The following is a 22,540-nucleotide window of genomic DNA, read 5'->3' on the forward strand; positions in this document are numbered from 1 at the left end:
CTCGTCGCACCACGAAGGATCATCTAACCGCACCACCGAGATCATTTATCAGACACGCCTTAGCGGCGCTTTCCGAGGCCGACCGCGACGTACTGATCCTCACGGCCCTGGCCGGGCTCGGCTACGAGGAGATCGCCCAAGCCCTCGACATCCCCCCGGGCACCGTCGGATCCCGGCTCAACCGCGCCCGCAGGAAGCTTCGCGCTGCCCTGGGCGGGGTCAACCCGATGCACGAAGACTTTGGAGACGCAGATGGATGACCTGAACGCGGTGCGGGACCTGCTCTCCTCGACCCCGCCCTCCCCGCAGGTGACCGCCGAGGGCCGTGCCCGGCTCGTCGCCTCCTTCACCGCCCAGACGACCACTTCGAACCCTCAGGAGAATTTTCACCTGGCCACGCAGACCTCCCCTCACTCCCGCCGGTCCGCTGCCGGGGCGGGGCGCCGCCGCGCCGCGCTGCGCACGGCCAGGTGGACGGCGCTCGGGGCGGGGCTGCTCGGTGCGGCGGCCGCCGTCACCGTGGTGATCACATCAGGCACGGCCCCAGGCGGCCCGGACTCCGCCACCCTTGCCCAGCCGCCCTCGGTGGACACATCCACCGGCTCGTCCCCACGGCCCGACGCGACGCCGTCGGCCCGGCAAATCCTGCTCGCCGCCGCAGCGTCGGTCGCGAAGACTTCCGCGGACGGCGACTACTGGATGAACCATGTCGTCAGCGGCAGCATGGAGCCTGACCCAAGCGGCAAGTACTTGCTGGAGCGGACCTTCTCCGAGCAACTGTGGGCGTCCCCGCAGGCGGGCAAGCCCACCTGGCGGATCACCCAGTTCCTCGGGGCCAAGCCCGCCACCCCGAAGGACGAGGAGGCATGGCGCGCCGACGGCTCACCGAAGACCTGGACGTATCCGGGGAAGCGCATCGACGAGGGCGGTACGTCCTTCGTGACGAAGAGTAGGGCGGTCACCGCCGCTGCGGGCCCGCGCGAGGTACGGCGGGAGGACGCGGGCGGGTCACTGGGCATGCTGACCAACGGCGAGCCGATGACCCCGGACCGGCTGGGCAAGCTGCCGGCGACTCCTGAAGGGCTCCGGGACTACCTGGAGTCGGTCATCGAGAAGGGCGCCGCGGACGGCAACCTACCTCCCCTGGGCCGGGGCCAGCACGCCGACCTGTGGCTCTACGACATGGGTGCGCACATCATCATGCACTTCCCGGTGTCACCGGAGGTGCGGGCCGCCGCGTACCGGATGATCGCGTCCCTGCCCAGCGTGACGGCCGTCGGCGAAGTCACCGACCCGCTCGGTCGCCGCGGCCGGGCTGTCAGCATCCCACGCACGACCGACACGGGCGAGTCGGAGGGCGTGGACCAGCTCGTGGTAGACGCCCAAACCGGGCTGCCGCTGGCGCTGGTACACACCAACGCACCGGACCCGTCGAGGCAGGGTGCGGCCAGCTTCTCCTACGAGGCGGTCAAGGAGACCGGCTGGACCGATGAGAAGCCCGACCTGCCCGCGAACCGGCGTGGCCCCGCAGACGCCGCCGACTGATCCAACGCCTTGCCCGACCGGTCGGCCGGCCGCTGGCGAGCGGCCAAGATACGGGCGGACTCAGGGGCGATCGCCCTCGACGTCGCCTCCATCGGCGTCCCGGCCTACTCCTAGAGCGTGGTCCCGTGGATCATAGGACAGGGTCACGGAGCCAGATCCTGATCGAGGCGACGTCGATGGCGCCTTCGTAGATGCGTTCGTGCTTGTCGGTGCGAAGGGCCACCGCGCGGTGGCCCTTGATCCCTAAAGAACAATCCGGCAGCGTGACTCGGTCCAGCAACGTCCTGTCCCGCGACATGCTTGATACAGCAGTCTCAGGACATGCTTGACGGCGGCCTCCCCTGAATCCCATCGGTGTTGACGGGCTCGACGGTATGGTCCGGCCATGACTCGCGTCGACTGGCAGGCCGCCCCCGACCTTCTTGCCAGCATCCTGCGCCAACACGGGCAAGCACCCGACGCTATTACGGACACCATGGCCGCGTGGGCGGCATACGCAGAGTTCGCTCAGACGAAGGTCGCCGGAATCGATACCCAACCGGATTCCGACTCCGACGGGTTCATCCTGCAATGGGGGCGCTGGTCAGTACTCAGCTCTCATTCGGACCACACGGGCTTCTATTTCCCCAACGGCGATGAGGAGTGGCAGGCGGCTCTTGCGGAGGCACAGGACTTTCCGCCGTTCCAAGCCGTCGCCAAAGCCACCCCGGTGAGCAGCGCCTTGACATTGGAGCATGCCGACTAGTACTACAGCCAGACTTTGTGATCTATATCTGGATCTGGTTGTGGCGGAGCCAGCGTTTCCAATAGTGGCTGCTGCGGGCGCGTGTTTGGTGTTGTCGCCGACGCTGTGACCAGGCGAGGGCCCGTGGGAGCCTCTGGCCGAGGGGGCGGGTGGCGGCGCTGGTCAGGTGTGCCAGGAGACGGCGGATCTCGGCGGGTGTGAGGCGGACCAGGCCGCTCGGGCTTTTGGGGCGCAGGCGGAGGTGGCGGCCAGGTAGGCGTGGGCGAGCATGGCCAAGGTGATGTGGCGGTGCCAGGCGTCGTAGCGTCGGACCTGGTACTGGTCGAGGCCGGTCTCGTTCTTGGCGGACTGGAAGCACTCTTCGATGGCCCAGCGTGCTCCAGCGATACCGATCAGGTCCTCGATCGTGGTGCCGACCGGGCCGTGGCACAGGTAGTAGGCCAGTTCCAGCTCGCCCTTGGCGTTGGGGGTCAGGCCGCGGCGGACCAGGAGCCAGCGCTGGTAGCCGGGCTCGGCCTCGAAATGAACCGTGGCGAGCGCCCAGTCATACAGGCGCGGCCCTTTGGCGCCCTGGCCGCAGGAGCGGCGCTTCCACGCCTCGGGCGGAGCTTGGGCGGTCGCGGTGTCGGCGCGGACCTCCCCGCCCCACCCCATGCCGATCCATTGGTTCTTGGGCACCGAGACCACATAGCTGAGGTGGTGCTTTTCCAGGAAGCGCCGGAATTTGTGCTCCATGCCGTAGGCCTCATCGGCGCTCACCCAGGAGACCGGCACGCCCGCTTCCACGGCGCGGGCCAGCATCGCTCGTCCTCCGCGGCCGGCTGCCGCCGCCGTCCCGCCCTGTGGCCGCGTCGCCGCGCGACGTCGCAGAGCGGATCGGGGTCACGATCGAGGACGCCGATCCCGGACCCGCTCCCCGGCCTCAGGAAGGCCCGCAGGGCCTGCCGGATTCTGTGTACTACTGTCGAGGCAGTCCTGCGAGCTGACTACGACTCCGAGGAGCGACTGCGGGCGATCTTCGAGACGGCCTTCAAGCATCCGATCACGGCCGAGGTCGAGGCCACGCCGGCCGCCAAGGTCGCCGACCCGGTGGTGGCACCGGGTCCTGCGGCGGGTCACGTCGGCACGGCTGCGACTGCTGCGCGAGATCTTCGCCGACCTCGGGTGACCATCAGCCCTGCCCGCCCAGCGCCACCGCGAGCGTCAATCCGCCCAGGGCCAGGCAGACCGGCGCGTAGACCTTCAGGTCCCAGGTCCTGAACTCCTGACTCCACGTGCCGCGCAGCGTCACGACGGCAGGGAAGACGGCGCCCCGCGCCAACAGCACGGCGGCGATCACCCACGCTCCCGCCGTGTAGAGCTGCGCCGGGCCCACCGGTGGAAGCAGGCCCGAACGGACGGCGACCACGTAACCCGCACTCCCGAGCACTGCCGCCATGGCGATGCAGGCAGGGCCCCACGGGAATCCCTCGCCCTCATCGCCGAGCACGACCTTGGCCAGGGTGGTGCGGTCGGTGGCGGGCCACGGTGAGAAGGCCCATACGGCGTGCAACCCTCCTACGGCGGCCAGCCCCACGACGGCTAACAACCCGACGATCTCCATTGCCCTGCCCTCCGGTCGACGGTGTCCACGATCCGTACCATACAGTGCTGTATGGAAGCCTTCGCAGACGGGTACGGTGGCCGACGGATGGAGCCTGTCCGATGGCGTTCCCGAGCATGTCGCGACCCCCCTGCGCCGCTCGAGACCTCGATTTCTCCGACGTCGTCAAGGTGACGGCGCAGCTCGCCAGCCCGCACCGCGGCCATGAGGCCTGCAACGCCGCATACGAGCAGGCGCCGACCAGTCCCTGTTGCGGCCCAGGGCACAGCGACGGCCGGGCACGGGCGTTGCCGGGGGTCAGCGCCGGTGTACGTCGCGGCGGGCGATTCCTTTAGTCCTTTTTGGATTACTTTCACACCTTTCGAGGCATCAGATCAGGGGCAACGCGGGACGGGGGCGAGGGATGGCACGCACCAAACTGGCCACTCGACACCGGACGCAGCGGCGGACCGCCGAGCAGGAGCGTTCGGACACGGTCCGCCCCTTCGTCTCCGGCCGGGTGGTGGACTCCGGGCGGATGCGTGAGGCGCTCCAGGCGTCGCTGCGCCCCGGGGGCCGGGCGGCGCTGGAGGGCGACGACCGGAAGCATGGGAGGCCGGGCTCCACCAAGGGCTCGCCCTCGCCGAGGCGGTGACCGAGGTGGTCGCCGCGGACGCACACCTGCCCAACCACGCCGGACATCGTGTGATCGCCCTCATCGTGGGAACCCTCTCCGGCGGGCTGCTCCCGCACGGTCCGCGGGCGAACCAGATCCCGGCGCTCGACGACCCAGGCGTGGTGAGCCACGACCTGAGCAACCGCCTCACCTCGCCGAGCGCCCGGCAGACCCGGGCGGCCTCCCGCAGCGTCCACGAGGAGCTCGCCGCGCGATGGGGATGACCGCGCGCCCCGGGCGGCGGGGCCGCCTGGGCCCGCCATGAACGACCGGTCAGCCCGGCGCCACGAGCGGCAGCGCACTGCCCGACCGAGGGGGAAGAGGATGGCACTTTCACGCCGAAGGAAGATGATGACGTCCCTGGCGGCGTTCACCGTGGTCACCACGCCTGTGGCGGGGGCGGCGGTCAACGCTGAGACGGCCGCATCCGCCCCCGCGATCCCCCTGCCATGCCCGTCACCGGCCCCTACCAAGCCGGCTGTCGTCATGGTCCACGGAGCCTGGGCCGACACCTCGAGCTGGAACGGCGAGGCTGACGCCCTGCGAAGGGCGGGCTACGACGCACGCGCCATCGCGAACCCGCTCCGCGACCTGACCAGCGACGCCGAGACGGTCGCCGACTTCCTGAAGACCATGCGCGGCCCGATCGTGCTAGTCGGGCACTCCTACGGAGGTTCGGTGATCACGAACGCCGCCGCGAGCGTCCCCGGCGTCAAGGCGCTTGTGTACGTCGACGCCGCCGTCCCGGACGTCGGCGAGACCACCGCCCAGCTCAGCGGTTCCGGGTCCGCCCTCAGCGCGAATCCGGACTCGCTCTACGACACGGCGCCCTACGCGGGAGCGCCTCAAGGAGCGAAGGACCTGTATCTCAAACAGGAGCCCTTCGTCCGCTCGTTCGGCTCCGACCTGCCGCGGGACACCGCCGTACGCCTGTGGGCCTCCCAGCGAGCCGCCTCGACCAGCGCGTTCATGACCCCGTCGAAGGCCGCGGCGTGGAAGACGATCCCGTCCTGGTACTTCGTCAGCACCGGTGATCAGATCATCACACCGGACTCGCAGAAGGCCATGGCGGAGCGGGCACGCTCGACGGTCACCACGTTCCAGGGCGGATCACATCTGACACTCATATCGCACCCGGACGCGGTGACGTCGGTGATCGGCTCGGCGATCTGCTCCGTGCGCTGAAGGCGTCGCGGAAAGGAGTGAGCGGCATCCCCGCCCGCGTCGGGCCTGCGGCTGTTCCGGCAGTGCGCCAAGGCCCGTTCGCGTCGCGGCAAAGACTGCGGAACACGCGCCGCACCTGGCCGATTAACCACGACATGCCTTGAATCGGTTGACCGAAAACGGGGAACGGTTGCGGCGCGGGCCACGGTGTACACGAACGCTTGAGGAGGAGCGGCATGGCGGAACTCGCGGACGCGCTTCCCCAACCGGTACTGAGCCCGCTGACAAGAGCGGCGATCTTCATCGTGGCGACCATCGATCCGGGTGGCGAACCGGCCGCAAGAGACCTCCTCTCCGACCTGGACGCGCTGCAGCGGGCCATCGGCTTCAGGGCGCCGGACAGCACGCTCAGCTGCGTCGCCGCGATCGGCTCCCACGCCTGGGACCGGCTGTTCGCCGGACCCCGACCCGCCGAACTTCACCCCTTCCGTGAACTGGTCGGAAGCCGGCATCGTGCCGTGTCCACCTCCGGCGACCTGCTGTTCCACATCCGGGCGCAGCGCCTCGACCTGTGCTTCGCCCTGGCATCGGAGATCATGGACCGGCTCTACGGCGCGGTGACCGTCCGCGACGAGGTGCACGGGTTCAAGTACTTCGACGTCCGAGACCTGCTCGGCTTCGTCGACGGGACGGAGAACCCCGTCGGCCCTGACGCGCACGAGGCGGTCGTGATCGGTGACGAGGATCCCGCGTTCGTCGGCGGGAGCTACGTCATCGTGCAGAAGTACCTGCACGATCTACGAGCCTGGAACGCCCTGCCGGTCGAGGCGCAGGAGAGAGCCATCGGCCGCAGGAAGCTGACCGACATCGAACTGGACGACGACAGCAAACCGGCCGACTCGCATGTCTCCCTGACCACGATCGTCGACCCAGACGGCACCGAGCGGCAGATCCTGCGCGACAACATGCCGTTCGGGTCCGTGGGCCGCGGCGAGTTCGGCACCTACTTCATCGGCTACGCCCGCACCCCCACGGTCACCGAGCGGATGCTGGAGAGGATGTTCCTCGGCACCCCGCAGGCCGACCACGACCGGATCCTCGACTTCTCCACGGCCGTGACCGGCACGCTCTTCTTCGTCCCGAGCGCCGACTTCCTCCAGGACCTTCCCGATCCGCCGAACGGCGCGACCACGACCGACACGGACCTCTCCCCCGCGGCTCCAGTCCCGGCCACGACCGACACGGGGCCCTCCCCCGCGGCTCCGGTCCCGGCCACGACCGACGGATCTCTTGGAATCGGCGATCTGAAGAGAGGCACTGCCCGATGAACAATCTGCATCGCGAACTGGCGCCCATCTCCGCCGCGGCATGGACCGACCTGGAGGAGGAGGCCCGGCGTACGTTCGAACGCCATGTGGCCGGGCGTCGTGTCGTCGACGTCTCCGATCCGGGAGGCGCCCAGCTCGCCTCCGTCTCCACCGGCCGGCTGGAGGAGATCGGCGCTCCCGGCGATGCGGTGATCGCGCGCGTCCGCCTCTCCCAACCTCTCGTCGAACTCCGCGTGCCGTTCACCGTCGACCGGCGGCAGGTGGACGACGTCGAGCGCGGAGCGAAGGACGCCGACTGGCAGCCGGTCAAGGACGCCGCGCGCCGGCTCGCCTTCGCCGAAGACCGCACTGTCTTCGACGGGTACGCCGCGGCCGGTATCTCCGGCATTCGCGAGAGCTCCTCCAACGCGGCGATCGCGCTGCCGGCCGAGACCCGTGCCTACCCCGACGCCGTGAGCCGGGCCGTGACGGCGCTCCGGCTGGCCGGTGTGGGCGGACCGTACACGCTGGTGCTCAGCGCCGACACCTACACCGCCGTCAGCGAGACCTCCGACCACGGCTATCCGATCCACGAGCACATCGCCCGCCTGCTGGACGGTCAGATCATCTGGGCGCCCGCCATCGAGGGCGCTCTCCTGCTGTCCACCCGAGGCGGCGACTTCGAGATGCGCATCGGCCAGGACGTGTCGATCGGCTATCTCTCGCACGACGAGACCAGCGTCCGGCTGTACTTCCAGGAAACGTTGACCTTCCTGGTCTACACGGCCGAGGCGTCGGTCAGCCTCACCGCGGCCCCCGGCGTGCCGGCATGACGGCTGCCTCGACCGGTTCCCCGGCAGCCGCCGAAGAGCCGGCCGGGGCAGCGATCACCACACGTCGACGTCCACGCCGATCGCGATGGTCCGCAGGGCGCTGAGCGCGACCCAGGTGCGCGCGTTGCTGTCCAGTCCGCCGTACTTGTCCGGGTCGCCCGTCCCGGGCAGCAGGTCGAGCACGGCGCTGATATGGCCGCACTCCGCCGCGATACGGGCCAGCTGCGCGGACTCGCGACGCTTCGTCGCCTTGGGGAGTTTCGCGAGGGTGGCGTGCTGGGCGGCGAGATCGGTCACCTGGTCGTCGGTCGGGCGGGTGGGCCTGCCCTCGGCCGCGATCCGTTCGGCCGTCGGCAGGTCGTGCCGTACCGAGACCCAGTTGATCTCGGCCCGCAGCTGGAGCAGATCCGGCTGCCCGTAGGCGGTGAGCGCGCGGGCCGCCGTCCAGTCGTCGAACCAGCGCACGCCGTTGACGTGCGGTTTCTCTGGATCTTTCGGCTCGCTGCGCTCGCCGATCAGCTGGCGTACCAGTTCGGTCTCGCCCCGCCTGAGCAGGCAGACCAGCCAGGGCGTGCCGTGATACCGGCCCACCGGTGTGCCGACGCCCTCGTCCAGCACGGCGCGGGCCTCCCGCTCCCTGCCGCACTCGGTGAGCGCCCACACCAGTGGCAGGCGGACCTCCCAGTTCGAACGGTGAGCGTCGGCGGCTTCGCGCGCGGAAGCGAACCACTGCTGGGAGCGTCGATCCTGCCCCAGGACCGCGCAGGCCCCGGCGAGCGCCGCCATGTCCGCCGCGTCGCTCACGTCCGCGAGATCGCCGCCGGCGTAGGGCAGGACGGCGGCGGCTTCGGCGTCGAAACCGGCCGCGCCGAGCGCGAGCGCGATCCGCGCGAGGTGTCCGAGACGCCGCCGGTGTTCTGGCATCGCGAGGGCCAGCTCGCGGGCTTCGGCGGCCTCGCCCCGCCGGGCGTGGATCATCGCGAGCTGCTGGAGCGTGTCGACGGTCCAGTCTCCGCGGACGACCGAGTCCTGAACGGTCAGGTCGACGAGCGTGCCCCGGACCACCGTGATCAGATCGGCGACGGTGGCGGTGTCGGGTGGCGGCCACGTCCCCGTCGCCTCCGCCGTGCTGTCACGTCCCCGGAAGGGCTCCAGCAGCCGCTCGGTCTCCGGTGAGGCCGCCCCCACTCCCGCGCGGGCGGGATCGGGGAAGATCTTCCGCTCGCCCCAGCGGTACGGCCAGGCGAAGCGTCGGGCGATGGACCAGCAGAGCCGGCCGTCGAGCTCCGCGAGTTCGTCGTCCCTGCCGGGCCGCGCGATGACCGTTCCGTCCTCGAATGCCACCGCCCAGGTGTCCTCGTCCAGCGCGAACGTCGGGTTGAGCGGGAACCGGTCGCCGAGGTCACGGCCGGTGAAGAAGAGCGGGCGACGGGCGGCAGGGGCGTGGTGGAAGGGGTGGTCGGCCACGATCTCGCCGCTCTCGGGGCGCAGGAAGCGCACCGCGTGCGAGCCGATCGCGATCAGCACGTCGTCGGCGGGCCATTCCAGGCCGAAACCGTGATCCCACTGGCCGACGGTGCGCCGGACGCCGTCCAGGACGCCCAGCCGTTCGGGGCGTTCACCGAGCGACCAGATCTCGATCCGCCCCTCGGCGGTGACGCAGGCCGCCCGCTCGCCGTTCGGCGACCAGGCCCACGACCGGGCGTCCCAGCCGCGCGGGTTGGAGGTGGCCGCCCGAACGTTCAGGTCGTACCGGTGCTCGCCGGCGGCCGCGTCGACGATCCCGACGGTCCCGGCCTCCGGGTCCACCACCGCCAGCCTGCCGCCCGGCCCCCAGCACAGGACGTCGGCGCCGGGTCGGCCGGGAAGCTCCGCCGTCGTCTCACCCGTCAGCGCGTCGGCGATGACGAGCTTGCCGTCGCGCTGGTGGGCCAGGAGCCGTTCGTCCAGGCTCCACTCGGGCGGAGCCGCGTCCTGGTCCTCCTCCAGGCCCAGAATCCAGGAGATCCGCCGTTTCTCCACGTCGAGCGAGAGCGCCGCGTACTCGTCCGTCGACTCTCCGTAGACGCGCGAGCCGTCACGCGACCAGAACGCCCGGCTGAGGATGAGCTCGGGCTCGTCGCCCCAGGTTCGCCTGGACTCGTCCGGCAGCGGTCCGCTGAACTCGATCGGCGCCGTCCCCTCGGGGTGGGAGTCCGGCGGCCCGGCGACCGAGCCCTCGTGCATCGCCACGATGACGTTGCGCAGGACGTCCGACTCGCCTCCGTAGACGAACGCCCGCCTGCCCTCGGGGGCGAAGGCCATGCCCAGTGGCCTGCCGGAGGCGAGGAAGAACGCGTCGGCGATCGGCTCGCGGGCGGTGCCGAACGGGTCCCACACGCCGGTCGCGTTGGTGTTGTACTCCAGGGCGATTCGCGTGCCATCCGCTGACCACTGGAGGCTGCGCGCGTAGTCCGGAAAGCCGATGCCCCCCATGATGCCGTCGATCGCGTGAACGCAGCGGCCGGTGGCGACCTCGAAGACCTGCAGGACGCCGCCCCTGTCGGAGTCGTCGCCGGTCCCGCTTCCGACCGCGAGGTGGCGGCCGTCGGGGCTGAGCGCATGGCCGTTCAGCTCGCCGTGGTGCACGTCGGAGTGACGCAGCAGAGCGCCCGCGTCGCGGAGCCGGGCGGTCGCGAGACGATGCGCGCCGGTGACGCCGTGGACGCGCTCGAGAGCCTGGAGGGCGTCCCGCAGTGGCACCGTGTCGCGCTGCGGGCAGAACGCGGACCAGTCGGCGTTCTTGAGGGTGTCGAGGGCCTCGTCGGGCCCCATCCGCTCGTCGGGGACACCGGTGAACGGCGGGGACTGCGGCGGGGTGCCGGGCTCCCTGCCGTCGAGCACGGCCGCCAGCGCGTCCTCGTCGAGGATCGGGATGCCGCGCACCGCAGCCGGACCCGCTTTCGCCCCCGACTTCGCCCCGGCGAAGACCAGGTCCGTCTTCGCCGAGACCGACGCGGTCACCTTCGCGCCCAGCGCCTCCAGGCCACGCTTGGCCTCATCCTTCGAAAGCCGGACGAACCGCCCGGCCAGCACGATCTGGCCGCCTTTGATGATCATGCCAGACGACCGTAGTAGACATGACCGACACTTCGCCCGTTGTGCGGCGGTTGGCTCGGCCCATGGCCGGCATCACGGGGGAGCTGCGCCCGCACGCGAGCGAGGCACCACGATGACGGCCGAACCGGCCTCATCCGCTCCCCCCAGGACTTCCACCCCAAACCCGCCTGTAGGATGATCGCGGCGCCTGACCGGCGAACTTTCTCGTGCGAGGCACACGCAGCACAAGTGCGTCATCCCTCGCCTCGTCGCCAAGCCTTGGAGGTGCCCACCATGTCCCGTCCCGCCCCGAAGAGCCCGCTGAGCGGCCGGCTGGGCCGGATCGACAGCTCGCCCGTCCGGGACCTGCTGGCCCTCATCGACCGGCCCGAAGTCATCTCGTTCGCCGGCGGGCTCCCGTGTCCCGAACTGTTCGACGTGGACGCCCTGCGCGGCGCCTTCGATGACGTCCTTTCCTCGGCCCAGGCGCGGCGCGCGCTGCAGTACTCCTCCACGGAGGGCGACCCGGCGCTGCGCGACCTGCTGGCGCGACGGCTCACCACCAGGGGGCTGCGGACGTCGGGCGACGAGCTCCTGGTGACGACCGGCTCTCAGCAGGCCATCTCCCTCGTCGCCACCGCCCTGGTCGAGCCGGGCGACGTCGTGCTGGTCGAGGAGCCCACCTATCTGGCCGCGCTGCAGTGCTTCCGGCTGGCGGGCGCCCGCATCGTCCCGGTCCGCAGCGACGAGGACGGCCTCGACCCCGACGCCCTGCGCGAGATCGCCGAGCGGGAACGACCGACGCTGCTCTACCTGGTGCCCACCTTCGCCAACCCGACCGGGCGCACGCTCACCGGCCCGCGCCGCCATGCGGTGGCCGAACTGGCCGCCTCCCACGGCTTCTGGATCCTCGAAGACGACCCCTACGGCGAGCTGCGCTACCGCGGCGAAGCCCTGCCGCCGCTGAGCTCCTACCCCGGCGCCGAGAACACCTCGATCTACCTCGGCAGCCTCTCCAAGATCGGCGCCCCCGGCCTCCGCCTCGGCTGGCTGCGCGCTCCCGCCCAGCTCCTGCGCGCTCTCACCATCGCCAAGCAGGCCACCGACCTGCACACCTCAACGATCGATCAGTCCGCCGCCGCCCGCTATCTGACCGCGACCGACCTCGACGCCCGCATCCGCACCCTCACCGACGCCTACCGCCCCCGCCGGGACGCGATGATCGAGGGCCTCGCCGGCATCGCCCCGCAGGGCACCACCTGGACCGACCCCGACGGCGGCATGTTCATCTGGGTCCGCCTCCCGGACGGCGTCGACACCACCCAGCTCCTCAGACGAGCCCTCACTCACGACGTCGCCTTCGTCCCCGGAGCACCCTTCTACCCGGCCGAACCCGACCCCTCGACCCTCCGCCTCTCCTTCAGCACCTACCGCCCTGAGGACATCACCGAGGGCATGCGCCGCCTCGGCCGTGCCCTGTCCGAGGCACTCGCCCCCGCCCCGGCTTGAGAGATGCCTTCTCCCCTTACAGGGGTGTATCAGCGCCTCTGGCAGGCCGGCTATCGGGTGTGACGGCACAATCGGTCGTTACGATCGGTACTGAGCCACGAGCCGTCCCCTAGTGGTCTGACGTCGTACGCGTGGCTGGACTGTGCACCGAGCGTCCCGTGTACCTGGCCGGTCCGTACGTCGACGAGATGGTGCTGGTACCACTCCTGTTCGTCCTCGGTTTCCCCGCCGATCGTGACAATGGCGTTATCGGCGTCGAGGTAGCCACCTGCCCACTCCACGTATGCCTCGTCGGGGTCGTAGCCGAACGACTCCACCGGAATCCGGATCACCACGTCACCGTCGGGGTACGCATGGAAAGCGACGTCCTCCTGATCGTGGTGGACAGTCATGAAGTGATGGCCGTCCGGAGCGAGACTCACGAGGCTGCGGTCTGTCCACGGGTAGACGGTCAGGTCGATGACGCTTCGGTCGAGGCGGCCGCGGTACACCCGCGAACCGTCCTGCCCCTCGCCGACATCGAGCAGCATGTGGGCGCCGTCCGGGTGAACGAACTGGTGCCCACCGTGTCCGGCGCAGTCCAACTCGGCCTGCGCGACCACGCCCCCGGTTTCGGCGTCAACAGCGAGCCAATGATCCAGGCCATCGCCGCGTCCTGACATCGCGTCGGGCCGGTAGACCCACACCACCGTCCCGTCCAGCGAAAACTCACAGCTCGCCACAGCGTTGTACGGCTCCTCCGCCCCAGGGCCGAAGCCGAGCCGCCACAGCACCTTGCCTTCGCGGTCGAGGCACGCCATCTCGTCGGCCGTCGCATACACCGCACGTCGCAGGTTCGGCGCCACCGCGTGGCTCACCGGTTCGACGGCCTCGACGATGGGAAACGCGACAACCGACGGCGCAGCCGACTCAACCGGGCTGCTCGAGAAGTCATACGCGTGGACAAGCCCGTCCGTGAACCGGGTCATCACGTGGGAGGTGGCAGTCATGCCGCCAGAGGTTAGCCGACGGCTCACCCTCACGAGGAGCAGGGTTCGCTCGATCGCTCCTTGACACAGCTGGCCGAAGAACCTGGCCTCGACATCCACAGCAGCGGAATGATCTGACTCACCTGAGCGAAGTACTCTCGATGCACTTTCGGAGGGGTTGTTGACGACGGTTTGATTTCATCCAGGCGCGAAGGCCCTCCGACTTGGGATCATCACGAAGCACCGCCATGGTTCCAGGACGGGGAGGTTTTCCATGAGTCGAGCACCTGACGTCGCAGTCTCACAGCTGGCGAACTATCTGGAGACCGCACGCGCTTACTACGAGCCCCAGATGAAGCTCATGGGACTGGGTCATCAGGAGATCGAACAGCAGTCCTTGACTGAGCTCAAAGACTCCCTCGACAGGGTGAATCGCGCCATCTCCCATCCGTCGCAATTCGGCACGCTGGCGTTGAAGCTCACCACATCAGCGGGCGCCATCATCGCCAGAGCAGGCGCCGAGGCCACGGTGACGATCGGCGCCCTGCCCATCCTGCTGGAGCGGAAGCGTTCCATCATCGACCGCATCCGCGTGCTGTATCCCCAGGAGCAGTTGGAAGACGTTCAGGAGATCGTGAACCAGAAGGTCGACGACCCCGTGGTTCGCGACGAGCTGTACAGCATGATTTCGAGCCTGATGGCGGAGCAACGCTTTCTTGAGGAGCAATCCGCCGCGACACAGTCCACGGACATGGACATGGCGCTGAAGGACATCGAGATCAGCGAGCGCAAATGGCGGATGCGTTGGTCGTTCCTAGAACGCGAGCCGGTGGCGATCCTCATCGGCGCGGTCCTGCTGATCCTTTTGGGTCTCGCTCTCATCGTCGCCATGTTCACCAGCACCCGAACCCCTGAAGTTGTGACCAGTGCCTTTCTGCTGATCCTCGGCTTCTTCTTCGGGCAGACGACAGCGGGGACGCGGCAAGATGACAGGCGAACCCCCACAGGCAACATCGCCACAGCGGACGAGCCCTCGCCGAAGTAACGCATGAAGCTGGAATCTCGCGTCACCGGCCGACACCAGCGTCCGCTCGTACGGCTGGGGGTCGCCCTGGCCGAGCGCATGCCGGTCGCGCACGATCGAGTCGTCCCACCAGGCCGGCAGCGCCCGCCGGTCACGGATGCGGATCTTCGGGTGGGTGAGCGGGTCGCCCTCGCGGCGGCCGAGCGACGTCGCACGTCACGCTCTCAGCGGCCCCGTCGTCACCGGTCCGGTTTGAACATCCGGTCGACGAGCACGTGCAAGTGGGCGCGGAAGCGCCGGAGGTAGTAGATGTTGCCCGGCCCCGCACGCTGGCCGCTCGAGGTGAGCACACCGCCTACGACGAAGCCGCGCACGCACCAGATGATGGTCCACAGCGCCTCCTCGAGGTCCACGTCGGTGTCGATGATGCCCCGAAGTGCGTCGGTGAGCCGATCGAGCGTCGGCTTGAGGTAGAGCGCCTCCAGCCCGTTGACGTCGGCGGCGTCCGACAGCCATCGATGGATCCAGAGCTCGGGCACCTCGGGGTGCTCCACGCAGAAGTCCAGATAGCGGTTCGCGAGCAGGTGGACGCCGGCCCGGTCAGGGGTGAACTCGGCGAACACTCCGTCCAGCATCACCCATACGTCCCGGTAGGTCCGTTTCATCACCGCGAGGTAGATCTCGCGTTTGTCGCCCACGAGATCGGTGACGGTGACGACGTCGAGCCCAGCCGCGTCGGCGATCATCTGGACCGGGGTGGCGTCATGGCCGAGCGAGGCGAACAGCCGGATGGCCGTCTCGATGACGCGGTCCCGCATCATGTCCGACTCGGAGCCACGTCCGTGGCCAACTCCTCGCATACCCACCATGCTAGCCGCGCCACCGCGATCGCCCTGGTCAGGGCCATCGCCCTCATCGTCGTTGCGCGCCGAACAGCCGGGATCGAGGCCCAGCCGGACGGCGTCGCCGCCCGCCGCCCACCGCACGCGACGACGCGAGGGGAATTCCCAGAACGCGCCACGGCTACGTGGTGGATCAGATGCTGCCCCTGCGTTCGATGACCAGGATGCGCGCCTCCGGTGCGGGGTGCGCGACATGCTCGTCGCCTGGTGCGGCGTGGCAGATACGCCCTGGGGTGAGCCGCTCGACATGCTCCTCGCCGTCGCTGCGGTAGTGCATGTCGACGACGCCGTCGAGCACCACGAAGACTTCGGGCCCGTCGTTGACGTGCCAGACGTACGGCTGGTCCGTCCAGTGCAGCCGTACGCTCACATCGTCGATCTCGGTGATGTCCAGGGCTCCCCAGGGCCGCTCGGCGGTGTAGGAGCGGGCGTCGATGAAGAGCATGAGGGTTCCTTCTCCTTCGTTCGCGGCGCTCGGACCTCGCCGGCCGAGCCCCGGTGCCGAGCCACCAGCCTGCCCCGCGACGGCGCACGGAACGAGTAGCAGGAATGCCTCTGTGCGCAAGAATGCTGCCATGCACCGTGTCATCGCCCTGGCGCTGCCCGACGTGGTCGCGTTCGACCTGGCGATTCCGGCAGAGGTCTTCGGCGACCGGGACCACTACTCGTTCGCCGTCTGCGCGGAGTCGCCCGGACGGGTGCCCACGACCTCCGGTTGGGACATGCATGTCCCGCTGGGGTTGGATTCCCTGGCCACCGCCGACACCGTCGTCGTGCCGGGTTACGCGCCGCTGGACGAACCCGCGCCACCGGTGCTGGACGCGCTGCGCGCCGCCGCCGCGCGAGGCGCGCGGGTGGTCTCGGTGTGCACCGGAGCGTTCGCCCTGGCGGCCGCGGGCCTGCTGGACGGCCGCCAGGCGACCACCCACTGGATGGACGCGGCCGAGCTGGCCGCCCGCCATCCGGCGGTCGACGTCGATCCCGACCTGCTGTACGTCGACAACGGGAACGTCCTGACCAGCGCAGGCTTCGCCGCGGGCATCGACCTCTGCCTGCACCTGGTGCGCACCGACTACGGCCCGCAGGCCGCGGTCCGGGTCGCGCGGCGCCTGGTCGTCGCGCCCCACCGTGACGGCGGTCAGGCGCAGTTCCTGGAGCGCCCGGTACCGGCCGCCGGTGCCGGGATGGCCGCGGTCTGCGCATGGGCGCTCGATCGGCTGGCCGAGCCGTTGACCGTCGCCGACCTCGCCCGCCAGGCAGGGTTCGCGCCGCGCACCTTCGCGCGGCGCTTCGTCGCCGAGACGGGCACCACCCCGCTGCGCTGGCTGGCCGCGCAACGTCTCCTCGAGGCGCGTCGACTCCTGGAGAACAGCGATCTGACCGTGGAGGAGGTGGCCCGCCGCTGCGGGCTCGGCACGGCCGCGAACCTGCGGCTGCACATGTCCAGGGACGCGGCCACCACGCCGACGGCCTACCGTCGCACCTACCGGGGAAGGCCGGCGACGTGACCGGGCCCTGGCAGTGGGATGTCAGGCGGCGGGCGCGCTCTCGGAGTCACCGAGCGCGCACCGGATGAGGGTTTCCGCGGCGGCGCGGGCGTGCGCCGCCGCGTCGGGATCCTGCGAGATGGCGGCCGTGGTCTGGGCACCCTCGGCGAGGAGGGCCAGCTGCGGAGCGAGGTGGCCTGGGCCGCCGGCCTCGCGGACCAGTTCGGCGACACGGCGCTGGAAGGACGCCTTCTGCTCGCGAACGGCCTCGGCGACCCTGTCGCTGCCGCCTCCCAACTCGCCGAACACGTTGATGAAGGCGCAGCCGCGGAAACTGTCCTCGCGGAACCACGCGGCGAGGAAGTCGAAGATGGCCAACACCTTGTCACGCGGCGTTCCCGCACCGGCGACGGCACCGGCCATGCCGGTGTTCCACTGGTTCGTACGGTGGCGCAGCACGGCGAGGACCAGGTCGTCCTTGGAGGGGAACAGCGCGTAGATGCGCTTCAGCGAGACGCCGGACTCGGTGCGAACGGTGTCCATCCCGACGGCCTGAACCCCGTGGGCGTAGAACAGCCGGTCGGCAGTGGACACCACCCGTTCCTGCGCCGTCGCCTCATCGATCACGAGAACCCTCCTTGCACAGAGAACCATCGTTCTCTACTGTAGGGGACACAGGCAGAGAACGATCGTTCTCTGCGAGGGAGGGAGTACTGTCATGGGCTACATCAAGGTCGGTGCCGAGAACAGCACCAGCATCGAGCTCTACTACGAGGACCAGGGGGCCGGTCAGCCGGTCGTCCTCATCCACGGCTATCCCCTGAACGGGCACAGCTGGGAGCGCCAGACCCGCGAGCTCCTCGCCGCCGGCCACCGGGTCATCACCTACGACCGCCGCGGCTTCGGCCAGTCCAGCAAGGTCGGCAGCGGCTACGACTACGACACCTTCGCAGCCGATCTCAACACCCTCCTGGAGACACTGGATCTGCGCGACGTCATCCTCGTCGGATTCTCCATGGGCACCGGCGAACTCGCCCGCTACGTGAGGAACCACGGCCACGAGAGGGTCGCCAAGCTGGCCTTCCTGGCGTCCCTGGAGCCGTTCCTGCTGGCGGCCGACGACAACCCCACCGGAGTACCGCGGGCGGTGTTCGACGGCATCGCCGACACGGCACGAGCCGACCGCTACGCCTGGTTCACCCAGTTCTACAAGGACTTCTACAACCTCGACGAGAACCTGGGCAGCAGGATCAGCCAGGAAGTCGTCACCGCCAACTGGAACACCGCCACCACCTCCGCCCCAGTCGCGGCCTACGCGGTGGTGTCCTCCTGGATCGAGGACTTCCGCGAGGACGTGGCCGCGGTGCGGGCCGCCGGCAAGCCGTCACTGATCCTGCACGGCACCAAGGACAACATCCTGCCGATCGACTCCACCGGACGCCCCTTCCACCAGGCCTTCCCTGAGGCGGACTACATCGAGGTCGAGGGAGCGCCGCACGGGCTGCTGTGGACGCACGCCGCCGAGGTCAACGAGGCGTTGCTGGCCTTCGTCGGCAAGTGACGCGGGGAAGCGCCGGCCAGTGACGCTTCCCCGCCGTCGCCGGGACAGGACGGCGCCTCGCATGCGCAGGTGCCTGCCTTTCCGGATCCTGTCGGGCCCACAGCGCGGCGAATCGCGCCGTGGGCCCGACACGCGGGAGGCGGCGGTCAGCACCGGTGGGACGGGTCGGCCGGGTCCGCCTTCGTCCTCTGGAGAAGCTTCGTCCACCGGCCGAATCGACGCCTTTGGGACGATGGCGGCGGCAGCTGCACGGAGCGGGCGTGTTGCGGCGACCCGTGGCAGGCCCGCGAGTATCTCGAGGCCGTGATGGCGGCGATGTCACGCAAGCGGGCGCGCGAACTTCGCGGCCTCGTCGCGGTGCTGGACCAACGCTACTGATCGACGTGGTGTCGAAGGGCCGGCCCGTGTCTCCGCGGCCCCCGACGGCCGGCGCGCGCACGCCGTCGCCTTTCGGGCCGGCGCGCGCCGGCCTGTCCGCCTCACGCCGACGCTGAACCGCTGAGCAGTTCCGCCGCCCTGCGGGCGATCTCGTCCGCGGGGACGTCCCGGACGTGCTGATTCAGCGCCCACCGGTGCCCGAACGGATCCAGCAGCTGGCCGGTGCGGTCACCCCAGAAGGCGTCTTGCACCGGCTCGAAGACCGTCGCACCCGCCTCCATCGCCCGAGCCCACGCCGCGTCGACGTCGGGAACCGGGACGTGAAAGGCCGCGGAGGTGGCCCCGAGGCCCGCAGGAGCGCGCATCCCCCGAGCAGGCATCTCCCCCGCCACTGCCAGCGTGGTGTCGCCGAGACGGAGTTCGACGGTCAGCGTGCTGCCGTCAGGGAGGGTCCCACCGTTCGACAACGAGGAGGTCCTGGTCGACACGCTCACCAAGGCCTGGACATCGCTTCTGTACGGCGATGCCGTACCCGGCTCCTGAGTCCTCGCCCGCAGCCCCGGACCGGCGGCCGCATCGACGCCCTTCGTGTGTCCCTCGCGCATCAACCCCGGTGGCTATCCAGGTCGACGCGGGTGCCCGGCGCTTCGAGGCCGGTGCGCGAGGCGGTGCCCGCGTGAGCGGTACCAGACAGCACATTTCTCCTGCTGGGCGCGACGATGTACATGGGGCTCAAGGGGTACCGGCCGGCGGTCGAGGACCTCACTCTGTCCCTGCGGTCGCCGACAATCCCGGCCTGGCCGACCCGCACCGTGAGACCGGGCAGCGCGACAACGCGTTGCGGAAGGTCGTCGTGTCCGACTCGCTGACCGAGAAGGACACGGCGCCGTGGACCGACACCACCACCATCGCGCGGCGGGCGGACGCGCACAGGGCCATCGCCGATCTCAAGGGCCGGCCGGGCGAGGACATCCCGATGTTCGGGAGCCGGACGCTCTCGAACAACCTGCTGGTCGCCGGGCTGCCCCTCATGGTCGGCGCCGGCGTTCTCGGCGGGGGTAGCGTCCAGCACGCTGCGCGACGCCTCCGTGAAGACGGCCAGGTCGGAACGAATGATAGGACTGCGCGCCCCACCCGGCGGAAACTCGATGGACGAGGCGGCCATGGCGATGCGATAGTCCCGCCGTGACCACGACCACCGCCTCCCCCGCAGCCACTCCACTGGCCGACGGTCTCGTCCTGCGACAGGCACAGCCCGCGGACCTCGACCAGATCGGCACGCTCCTCGCCGAGCGCGGTGATCCGGTCGACGCCCTCGACCACCGGCTGGTCGTCACGGACCCCGACGCCGGTTGGTCCGCCTGCGCCGTGGTCGTCGACGGCGACCGGGTCGTGTCCACCGCGACGCTCCTCGACGAAGTGGTACGCATCGGCGACGTCCACCTGCCCGCCGGCCAGGTCGAGCTGGTCGCCACCGACCGCGAATACGAAGGACGCGGACTCGTACGAGCGCTCATGCGATGGGCCCACGACCGCTCCGCCGCCCGCGGCCACGTGATTCAGACGATGATCGGGATCCCGTACTTCTACCGGCTGTTCGGCTACGAGTACGCCATCGACATTCCTCGGGCGCTGACCGTGCGCACCCCGCCGCCCGGTGAGGGGATCCCCGCGCTCCGCGCCGCCCTGCCCTCCGACATCCCCGCCATGGCGGCCCTGCAGGACACGGCTCAGGACCGGTTCGACGTGGCCATGCCGCACTCGGCGGCGTGCTGGCGGTGGCTGCCGGCCCACGAGGGGAGCAGCCTCTGGGTCCTGGAGCGCGCCGGCACCGTCGTCGCCACCGGACGCACCACGCCACCCGACGACGACGAGGTGCTGCTGGCCGAGGCCGCCGCACGGGACGAGGCGGCGGCACGGGACCTGCTGCGAGGCGTCGCCGGCCTGGTGCCAGGCGGCCAGGTGCGGGTCGTCCATCGGGCCGGTACCGTGACCGCCGCCGCATGGCAGGACTTCCTCGACCATGAGCCGCGCAAGCAGGCGGAGCAGTACTACGTCCGCATCCCGGACGTCGCGACGCTGCTCGACCGGCTGCGGCCGCTGCTCCGGCAGCGCCTCACCACAGCCGGGATGGATCACACCGGCCGCGACCTCGTCATCTCGACCTTCGGTGCCCACTACCGGATCCCGGTCCACGCCGACGGCCTCGGTGAGGTCGTCACGGGCGGCGCGATGCAGGGCCCGGGAGTCGTGGGAGGCGCCGGAGTCGCGCCCGACCACCTGCCCGCCCTGCTGTTCGGCCCGCACGGGATCGAGGGGCTGACCCGGATCCGGCCCGACGTCTACGCCGGGGAGGAAGAGCTGTTCCAGGCGCTCTTCCCGCCGCTGACCGCCGACCTGCTCAGCTACTACCTGCCGTACTAGGACAGTGGATCACTCGGTTGATCTACTTCTGAGATGATCTGGTGGGTCGTGGTGATCCGGCCTCCGTTCAGCGGCGGTGCTGGAGCCCTTGCCGCCACTCCACCCCACCACGTGCAGAGGGTATACACAGGTGACGAACGGGCCGGACGCTGAGGTGGTTCAGCCTGCGATGCTCGCACGCCCCGTGGATCCAGCCCGTTACGGGGGTGTGGTCCGGCCGGACAAGACCGTGTGGTGGGCGGCGGACGAGCTCGAGCGGGTCAGGCGGCTGCGTGGGCGATCCCCGGATACGTGGCCCACGCCGACCGCCTTACCCGACTCGCTGGACCGACTCGCCAAGTGGCTGACCGAACTGGGATGGGACGATCTCACCTGCCTGGCTCGCCGGGAAGAACTGGCGGTCTATGGGAGGTTGTCCGCCGTCCGACCGGGTCTGTTCGCCGACCGGATCGTCCACGCCTTGGCCGCGTTACGTCGCAGCCTCATGGAGTGCAAGCGGCACGAGGAGGCACTCGAGGTCGTCGACGAACTCCTGCTGCTGTCGGAGACCAACCGATCCGCGCAGGCAGAGGCCCCGGACGCGCGCTACTGACGGACGCTGCTCCTCGCCAGGCTCGGCCGCGACCAGGAGGCGGTGGAGTCCGCGGCCGAGGCGGTGACCGAGATCCGCGGACGGCTCCGGCACGCTGGGGCCACATCGGCGAGCTTCGAACTCATCCACGCGTTGACGGCCTATGCGGATCGGCTGGACAAGGTCGGCCGCGTGGCCGAGGCCGCAGAGGTGAGCGCCGAGGTCATGGCGGCTTGGTGGCACCAGGCCGACTCGACGGTTCAGTTCCTCCAGGCGGTGGACCTGTGCAGCGAACGGCTCGTCCGCAGCGGGCAGCCCGAACAGGCGCACGCGTGCATCGTCGAGGCGATGGGAAGGATGCGGCGCCGTAAGCGTGACACCTACCAGGCAGGGGCCTGGCACGACCTCGGCGTCCGCCTGCTCGCGCTGGGGGCGCCGCATGCAGCGCTGAGCGCCGGCGAGCAGGCGGTACAGCTCTACCGCGACAGAGCACGCGCTCATCAGGAGCGGCACCGGGAGCTGGAGGCGGAGGACGACTGGGACGACGATCACCGCTACTCCGAGGCGTACCTGCTCAAGCGGCGGCACGAGGAGCTGGAGTCCTCGCGGAAGGAGGTCCGTCGAGCCGAGCAGGACCTGCGTGACGCCCTGCTCGCCCTGAGCGCCTGCCTGCAGCGGCTCGACCGCCTCGACGAGGCGACGGCGGCCGCCGCCGAAGCCGCCACACTCCCCGACTAGGTCTTCATCAAGCAGGTCAGCATGGTCAGGCAGGCGTGGAAGTCCTGC

General features: G+C 70.0%; 24 protein-coding genes. 16 read left to right on the forward strand and 8 right to left on the reverse strand.

Going from position 1 to position 22,540, the window contains the following annotated elements; translation table 11 throughout:
- The 3 genes from ACFSKW_RS35315 to ACFSKW_RS35325 form a co-directional block, all read left to right on the forward strand.
- Positions 1 to 260 (forward strand): RNA polymerase sigma factor (locus ACFSKW_RS35315; protein ID WP_379577319.1); only part of this gene is annotated, 260 nt, incomplete at its 5' end.
- Positions 253 to 1,545 carry a CU044_5270 family protein gene (locus tag ACFSKW_RS35320; protein ID WP_379577321.1) on the forward strand — a complete coding sequence of 431 codons (1,293 nt, stop codon included), beginning with the start codon at positions 253 to 255 and terminating at the stop codon, positions 1,543 to 1,545. The genes ACFSKW_RS35315 and ACFSKW_RS35320, both read left to right, overlap by 8 nt.
- Before the next feature lie 385 nt (positions 1,546 to 1,930).
- A complete protein-coding gene (locus tag ACFSKW_RS35325) occupies positions 1,931 to 2,290 on the forward strand; it encodes a hypothetical protein (RefSeq protein ID WP_379577323.1) in 360 nt (119 codons plus the stop codon).
- A 162-nt stretch (positions 2,291 to 2,452) separates the two neighbouring features.
- Here the strand turns inward: ACFSKW_RS35325 and ACFSKW_RS35330 are convergent, their stop codons facing one another.
- Positions 2,453 to 3,160: an IS701 family transposase gene (locus ACFSKW_RS35330; RefSeq protein WP_379577597.1), complete on the reverse strand. Its 708-nt coding sequence runs from the start codon at positions 3,158 to 3,160 to the stop codon at positions 2,453 to 2,455.
- A gap of 301 nt (positions 3,161 to 3,461) precedes the next feature.
- The gene (locus ACFSKW_RS35335; RefSeq protein WP_379577325.1) at positions 3,462 to 3,893 is read right to left on the reverse strand and encodes a DUF3995 domain-containing protein; all 432 of its coding nucleotides are present in this window, start codon (positions 3,891 to 3,893) and stop codon (positions 3,462 to 3,464) included.
- A gap of 403 nt (positions 3,894 to 4,296) precedes the next feature.
- Between ACFSKW_RS35335 and ACFSKW_RS35340 the strand changes: the two genes are divergently transcribed.
- The 5 genes from ACFSKW_RS35340 (at position 4,297) to ACFSKW_RS35360 (ending at position 7,852) form a co-directional block, all read left to right on the forward strand.
- A complete protein-coding gene (locus tag ACFSKW_RS35340; protein ID WP_379577327.1) occupies positions 4,297 to 4,527 on the forward strand; it encodes a hypothetical protein in 231 nt (76 codons plus the stop codon).
- Complete coding sequence (locus tag ACFSKW_RS35345; protein ID WP_379577329.1) at positions 4,524 to 4,772, forward strand: hypothetical protein; 249 nt, start codon at positions 4,524 to 4,526, stop codon at positions 4,770 to 4,772. The genes ACFSKW_RS35340 and ACFSKW_RS35345 overlap by 4 nt, the downstream gene beginning before the upstream one ends.
- Before the next feature lie 124 nt (positions 4,773 to 4,896).
- Positions 4,897 to 5,733, forward strand: coding sequence for an alpha/beta hydrolase (locus ACFSKW_RS35350; protein WP_379577331.1), 837 nt, complete (start codon positions 4,897 to 4,899; stop codon positions 5,731 to 5,733).
- 215 nt (positions 5,734 to 5,948) lie between these two features.
- Complete coding sequence (locus tag ACFSKW_RS35355) at positions 5,949 to 7,040, forward strand: Dyp-type peroxidase (protein ID WP_379577333.1); 1,092 nt, start codon at positions 5,949 to 5,951, stop codon at positions 7,038 to 7,040.
- On the forward strand, positions 7,037 to 7,852 hold the full coding sequence (locus ACFSKW_RS35360; RefSeq protein WP_379577335.1) for a family 1 encapsulin nanocompartment shell protein: 816 nt from the start codon (positions 7,037 to 7,039) through the stop codon (positions 7,850 to 7,852). Before ACFSKW_RS35355 ends, ACFSKW_RS35360 begins: the two co-directional genes overlap by 4 nt.
- A 54-nt stretch (positions 7,853 to 7,906) precedes the next feature.
- Here the strand turns inward: ACFSKW_RS35360 and ACFSKW_RS35365 are convergent, their stop codons facing one another.
- Entirely contained in the window at positions 7,907 to 10,951 is a 3,045-nt protein-coding gene (locus ACFSKW_RS35365) for a WD40 repeat domain-containing protein (protein ID WP_379577337.1), read from the reverse strand.
- Positions 10,952 to 11,224: 273 nt separating this feature from the next.
- On the opposite strand from ACFSKW_RS35365, the gene ACFSKW_RS35370 reads away from it, so the two are divergent.
- Positions 11,225 to 12,439, forward strand: a complete 1,215-nt coding sequence (locus ACFSKW_RS35370; protein WP_379577339.1) for an aminotransferase-like domain-containing protein — start codon at positions 11,225 to 11,227, stop codon at positions 12,437 to 12,439.
- Positions 12,440 to 12,489: 50 nt separating this feature from the next.
- Here ACFSKW_RS35370 and ACFSKW_RS35375 read toward each other — a convergent pair whose 3' ends face one another.
- Positions 12,490 to 13,428, reverse strand: a complete 939-nt coding sequence (locus ACFSKW_RS35375) for a hypothetical protein (RefSeq protein WP_379577341.1) — start codon at positions 13,426 to 13,428, stop codon at positions 12,490 to 12,492.
- A 331-nt stretch (positions 13,429 to 13,759) separates the two neighbouring features.
- Here ACFSKW_RS35375 and ACFSKW_RS35380 point away from each other — a divergent pair, with 331 nt between their 5' ends.
- Positions 13,760 to 14,452, forward strand: coding sequence for a hypothetical protein (locus ACFSKW_RS35380; protein WP_379577343.1), 693 nt, complete (start codon positions 13,760 to 13,762; stop codon positions 14,450 to 14,452).
- Positions 14,453 to 14,670: 218 nt separating this feature from the next.
- On the opposite strand, the gene ACFSKW_RS35385 is transcribed toward ACFSKW_RS35380, so the two are convergent.
- Together ACFSKW_RS35385 and ACFSKW_RS35390 are read right to left on the reverse strand one after the other, a co-directional pair.
- On the reverse strand, positions 14,671 to 15,291 hold the full coding sequence (locus tag ACFSKW_RS35385) for a TetR/AcrR family transcriptional regulator (RefSeq protein ID WP_379577345.1): 621 nt from the start codon (positions 15,289 to 15,291) through the stop codon (positions 14,671 to 14,673).
- Positions 15,292 to 15,466: 175 nt separating this feature from the next.
- The gene (locus ACFSKW_RS35390) at positions 15,467 to 15,778 is read right to left on the reverse strand and encodes a cupin domain-containing protein (RefSeq protein WP_379577347.1); all 312 of its coding nucleotides are present in this window, start codon (positions 15,776 to 15,778) and stop codon (positions 15,467 to 15,469) included.
- A 130-nt stretch (positions 15,779 to 15,908) separates the two neighbouring features.
- On the opposite strand from ACFSKW_RS35390, the gene ACFSKW_RS35395 reads away from it, so the two are divergent.
- On the forward strand, positions 15,909 to 16,841 hold the full coding sequence (locus ACFSKW_RS35395) for a helix-turn-helix domain-containing protein (RefSeq protein ID WP_379577349.1): 933 nt from the start codon (positions 15,909 to 15,911) through the stop codon (positions 16,839 to 16,841).
- Positions 16,842 to 16,862: 21 nt separating this feature from the next.
- On the opposite strand, the gene ACFSKW_RS35400 is transcribed toward ACFSKW_RS35395, so the two are convergent.
- Complete coding sequence (locus ACFSKW_RS35400) at positions 16,863 to 17,447, reverse strand: TetR/AcrR family transcriptional regulator (protein ID WP_379577351.1); 585 nt, start codon at positions 17,445 to 17,447, stop codon at positions 16,863 to 16,865.
- A gap of 91 nt (positions 17,448 to 17,538) precedes the next feature.
- On the opposite strand from ACFSKW_RS35400, the gene ACFSKW_RS35405 reads away from it, so the two are divergent.
- Positions 17,539 to 18,381, forward strand: coding sequence for an alpha/beta fold hydrolase (locus tag ACFSKW_RS35405; protein ID WP_379577353.1), 843 nt, complete (start codon positions 17,539 to 17,541; stop codon positions 18,379 to 18,381).
- A gap of 479 nt (positions 18,382 to 18,860) precedes the next feature.
- On the opposite strand, the gene ACFSKW_RS35410 is transcribed toward ACFSKW_RS35405, so the two are convergent.
- Positions 18,861 to 19,226 carry a VOC family protein gene (locus tag ACFSKW_RS35410; protein ID WP_379577355.1) on the reverse strand — a complete coding sequence of 122 codons (366 nt, stop codon included), beginning with the start codon at positions 19,224 to 19,226 and terminating at the stop codon, positions 18,861 to 18,863.
- Between the two features lie 386 nt (positions 19,227 to 19,612).
- Here ACFSKW_RS35410 and ACFSKW_RS35415 point away from each other — a divergent pair, with 386 nt between their 5' ends.
- The 4 genes from ACFSKW_RS35415 (at position 19,613) to ACFSKW_RS35430 (ending at position 22,492) form a co-directional block, all read left to right on the forward strand.
- Positions 19,613 to 19,948 carry a hypothetical protein gene (locus tag ACFSKW_RS35415; RefSeq protein ID WP_379577357.1) on the forward strand — a complete coding sequence of 112 codons (336 nt, stop codon included), beginning with the start codon at positions 19,613 to 19,615 and terminating at the stop codon, positions 19,946 to 19,948.
- A complete protein-coding gene (locus ACFSKW_RS35420; protein ID WP_379577359.1) occupies positions 19,945 to 21,183 on the forward strand; it encodes a GNAT family N-acetyltransferase in 1,239 nt (412 codons plus the stop codon). The genes ACFSKW_RS35415 and ACFSKW_RS35420 overlap by 4 nt, the downstream gene beginning before the upstream one ends.
- Positions 21,184 to 21,352: 169 nt before the next feature.
- Complete coding sequence (locus ACFSKW_RS35425; RefSeq protein ID WP_379577361.1) at positions 21,353 to 21,775, forward strand: hypothetical protein; 423 nt, start codon at positions 21,353 to 21,355, stop codon at positions 21,773 to 21,775.
- Between the two features lie 42 nt (positions 21,776 to 21,817).
- Positions 21,818 to 22,492, forward strand: a complete 675-nt coding sequence (locus tag ACFSKW_RS35430; RefSeq protein WP_379577363.1) for a tetratricopeptide repeat protein — start codon at positions 21,818 to 21,820, stop codon at positions 22,490 to 22,492.
- Positions 22,493 to 22,540 lie beyond the last annotated feature (48 nt).

It is taken from the genome of Nonomuraea mangrovi (genome assembly GCF_042681425.1).
In the GTDB taxonomy this organism is placed as follows: domain Bacteria; phylum Actinomycetota; class Actinomycetes; order Streptosporangiales; family Streptosporangiaceae; genus Nonomuraea; species Nonomuraea mangrovi.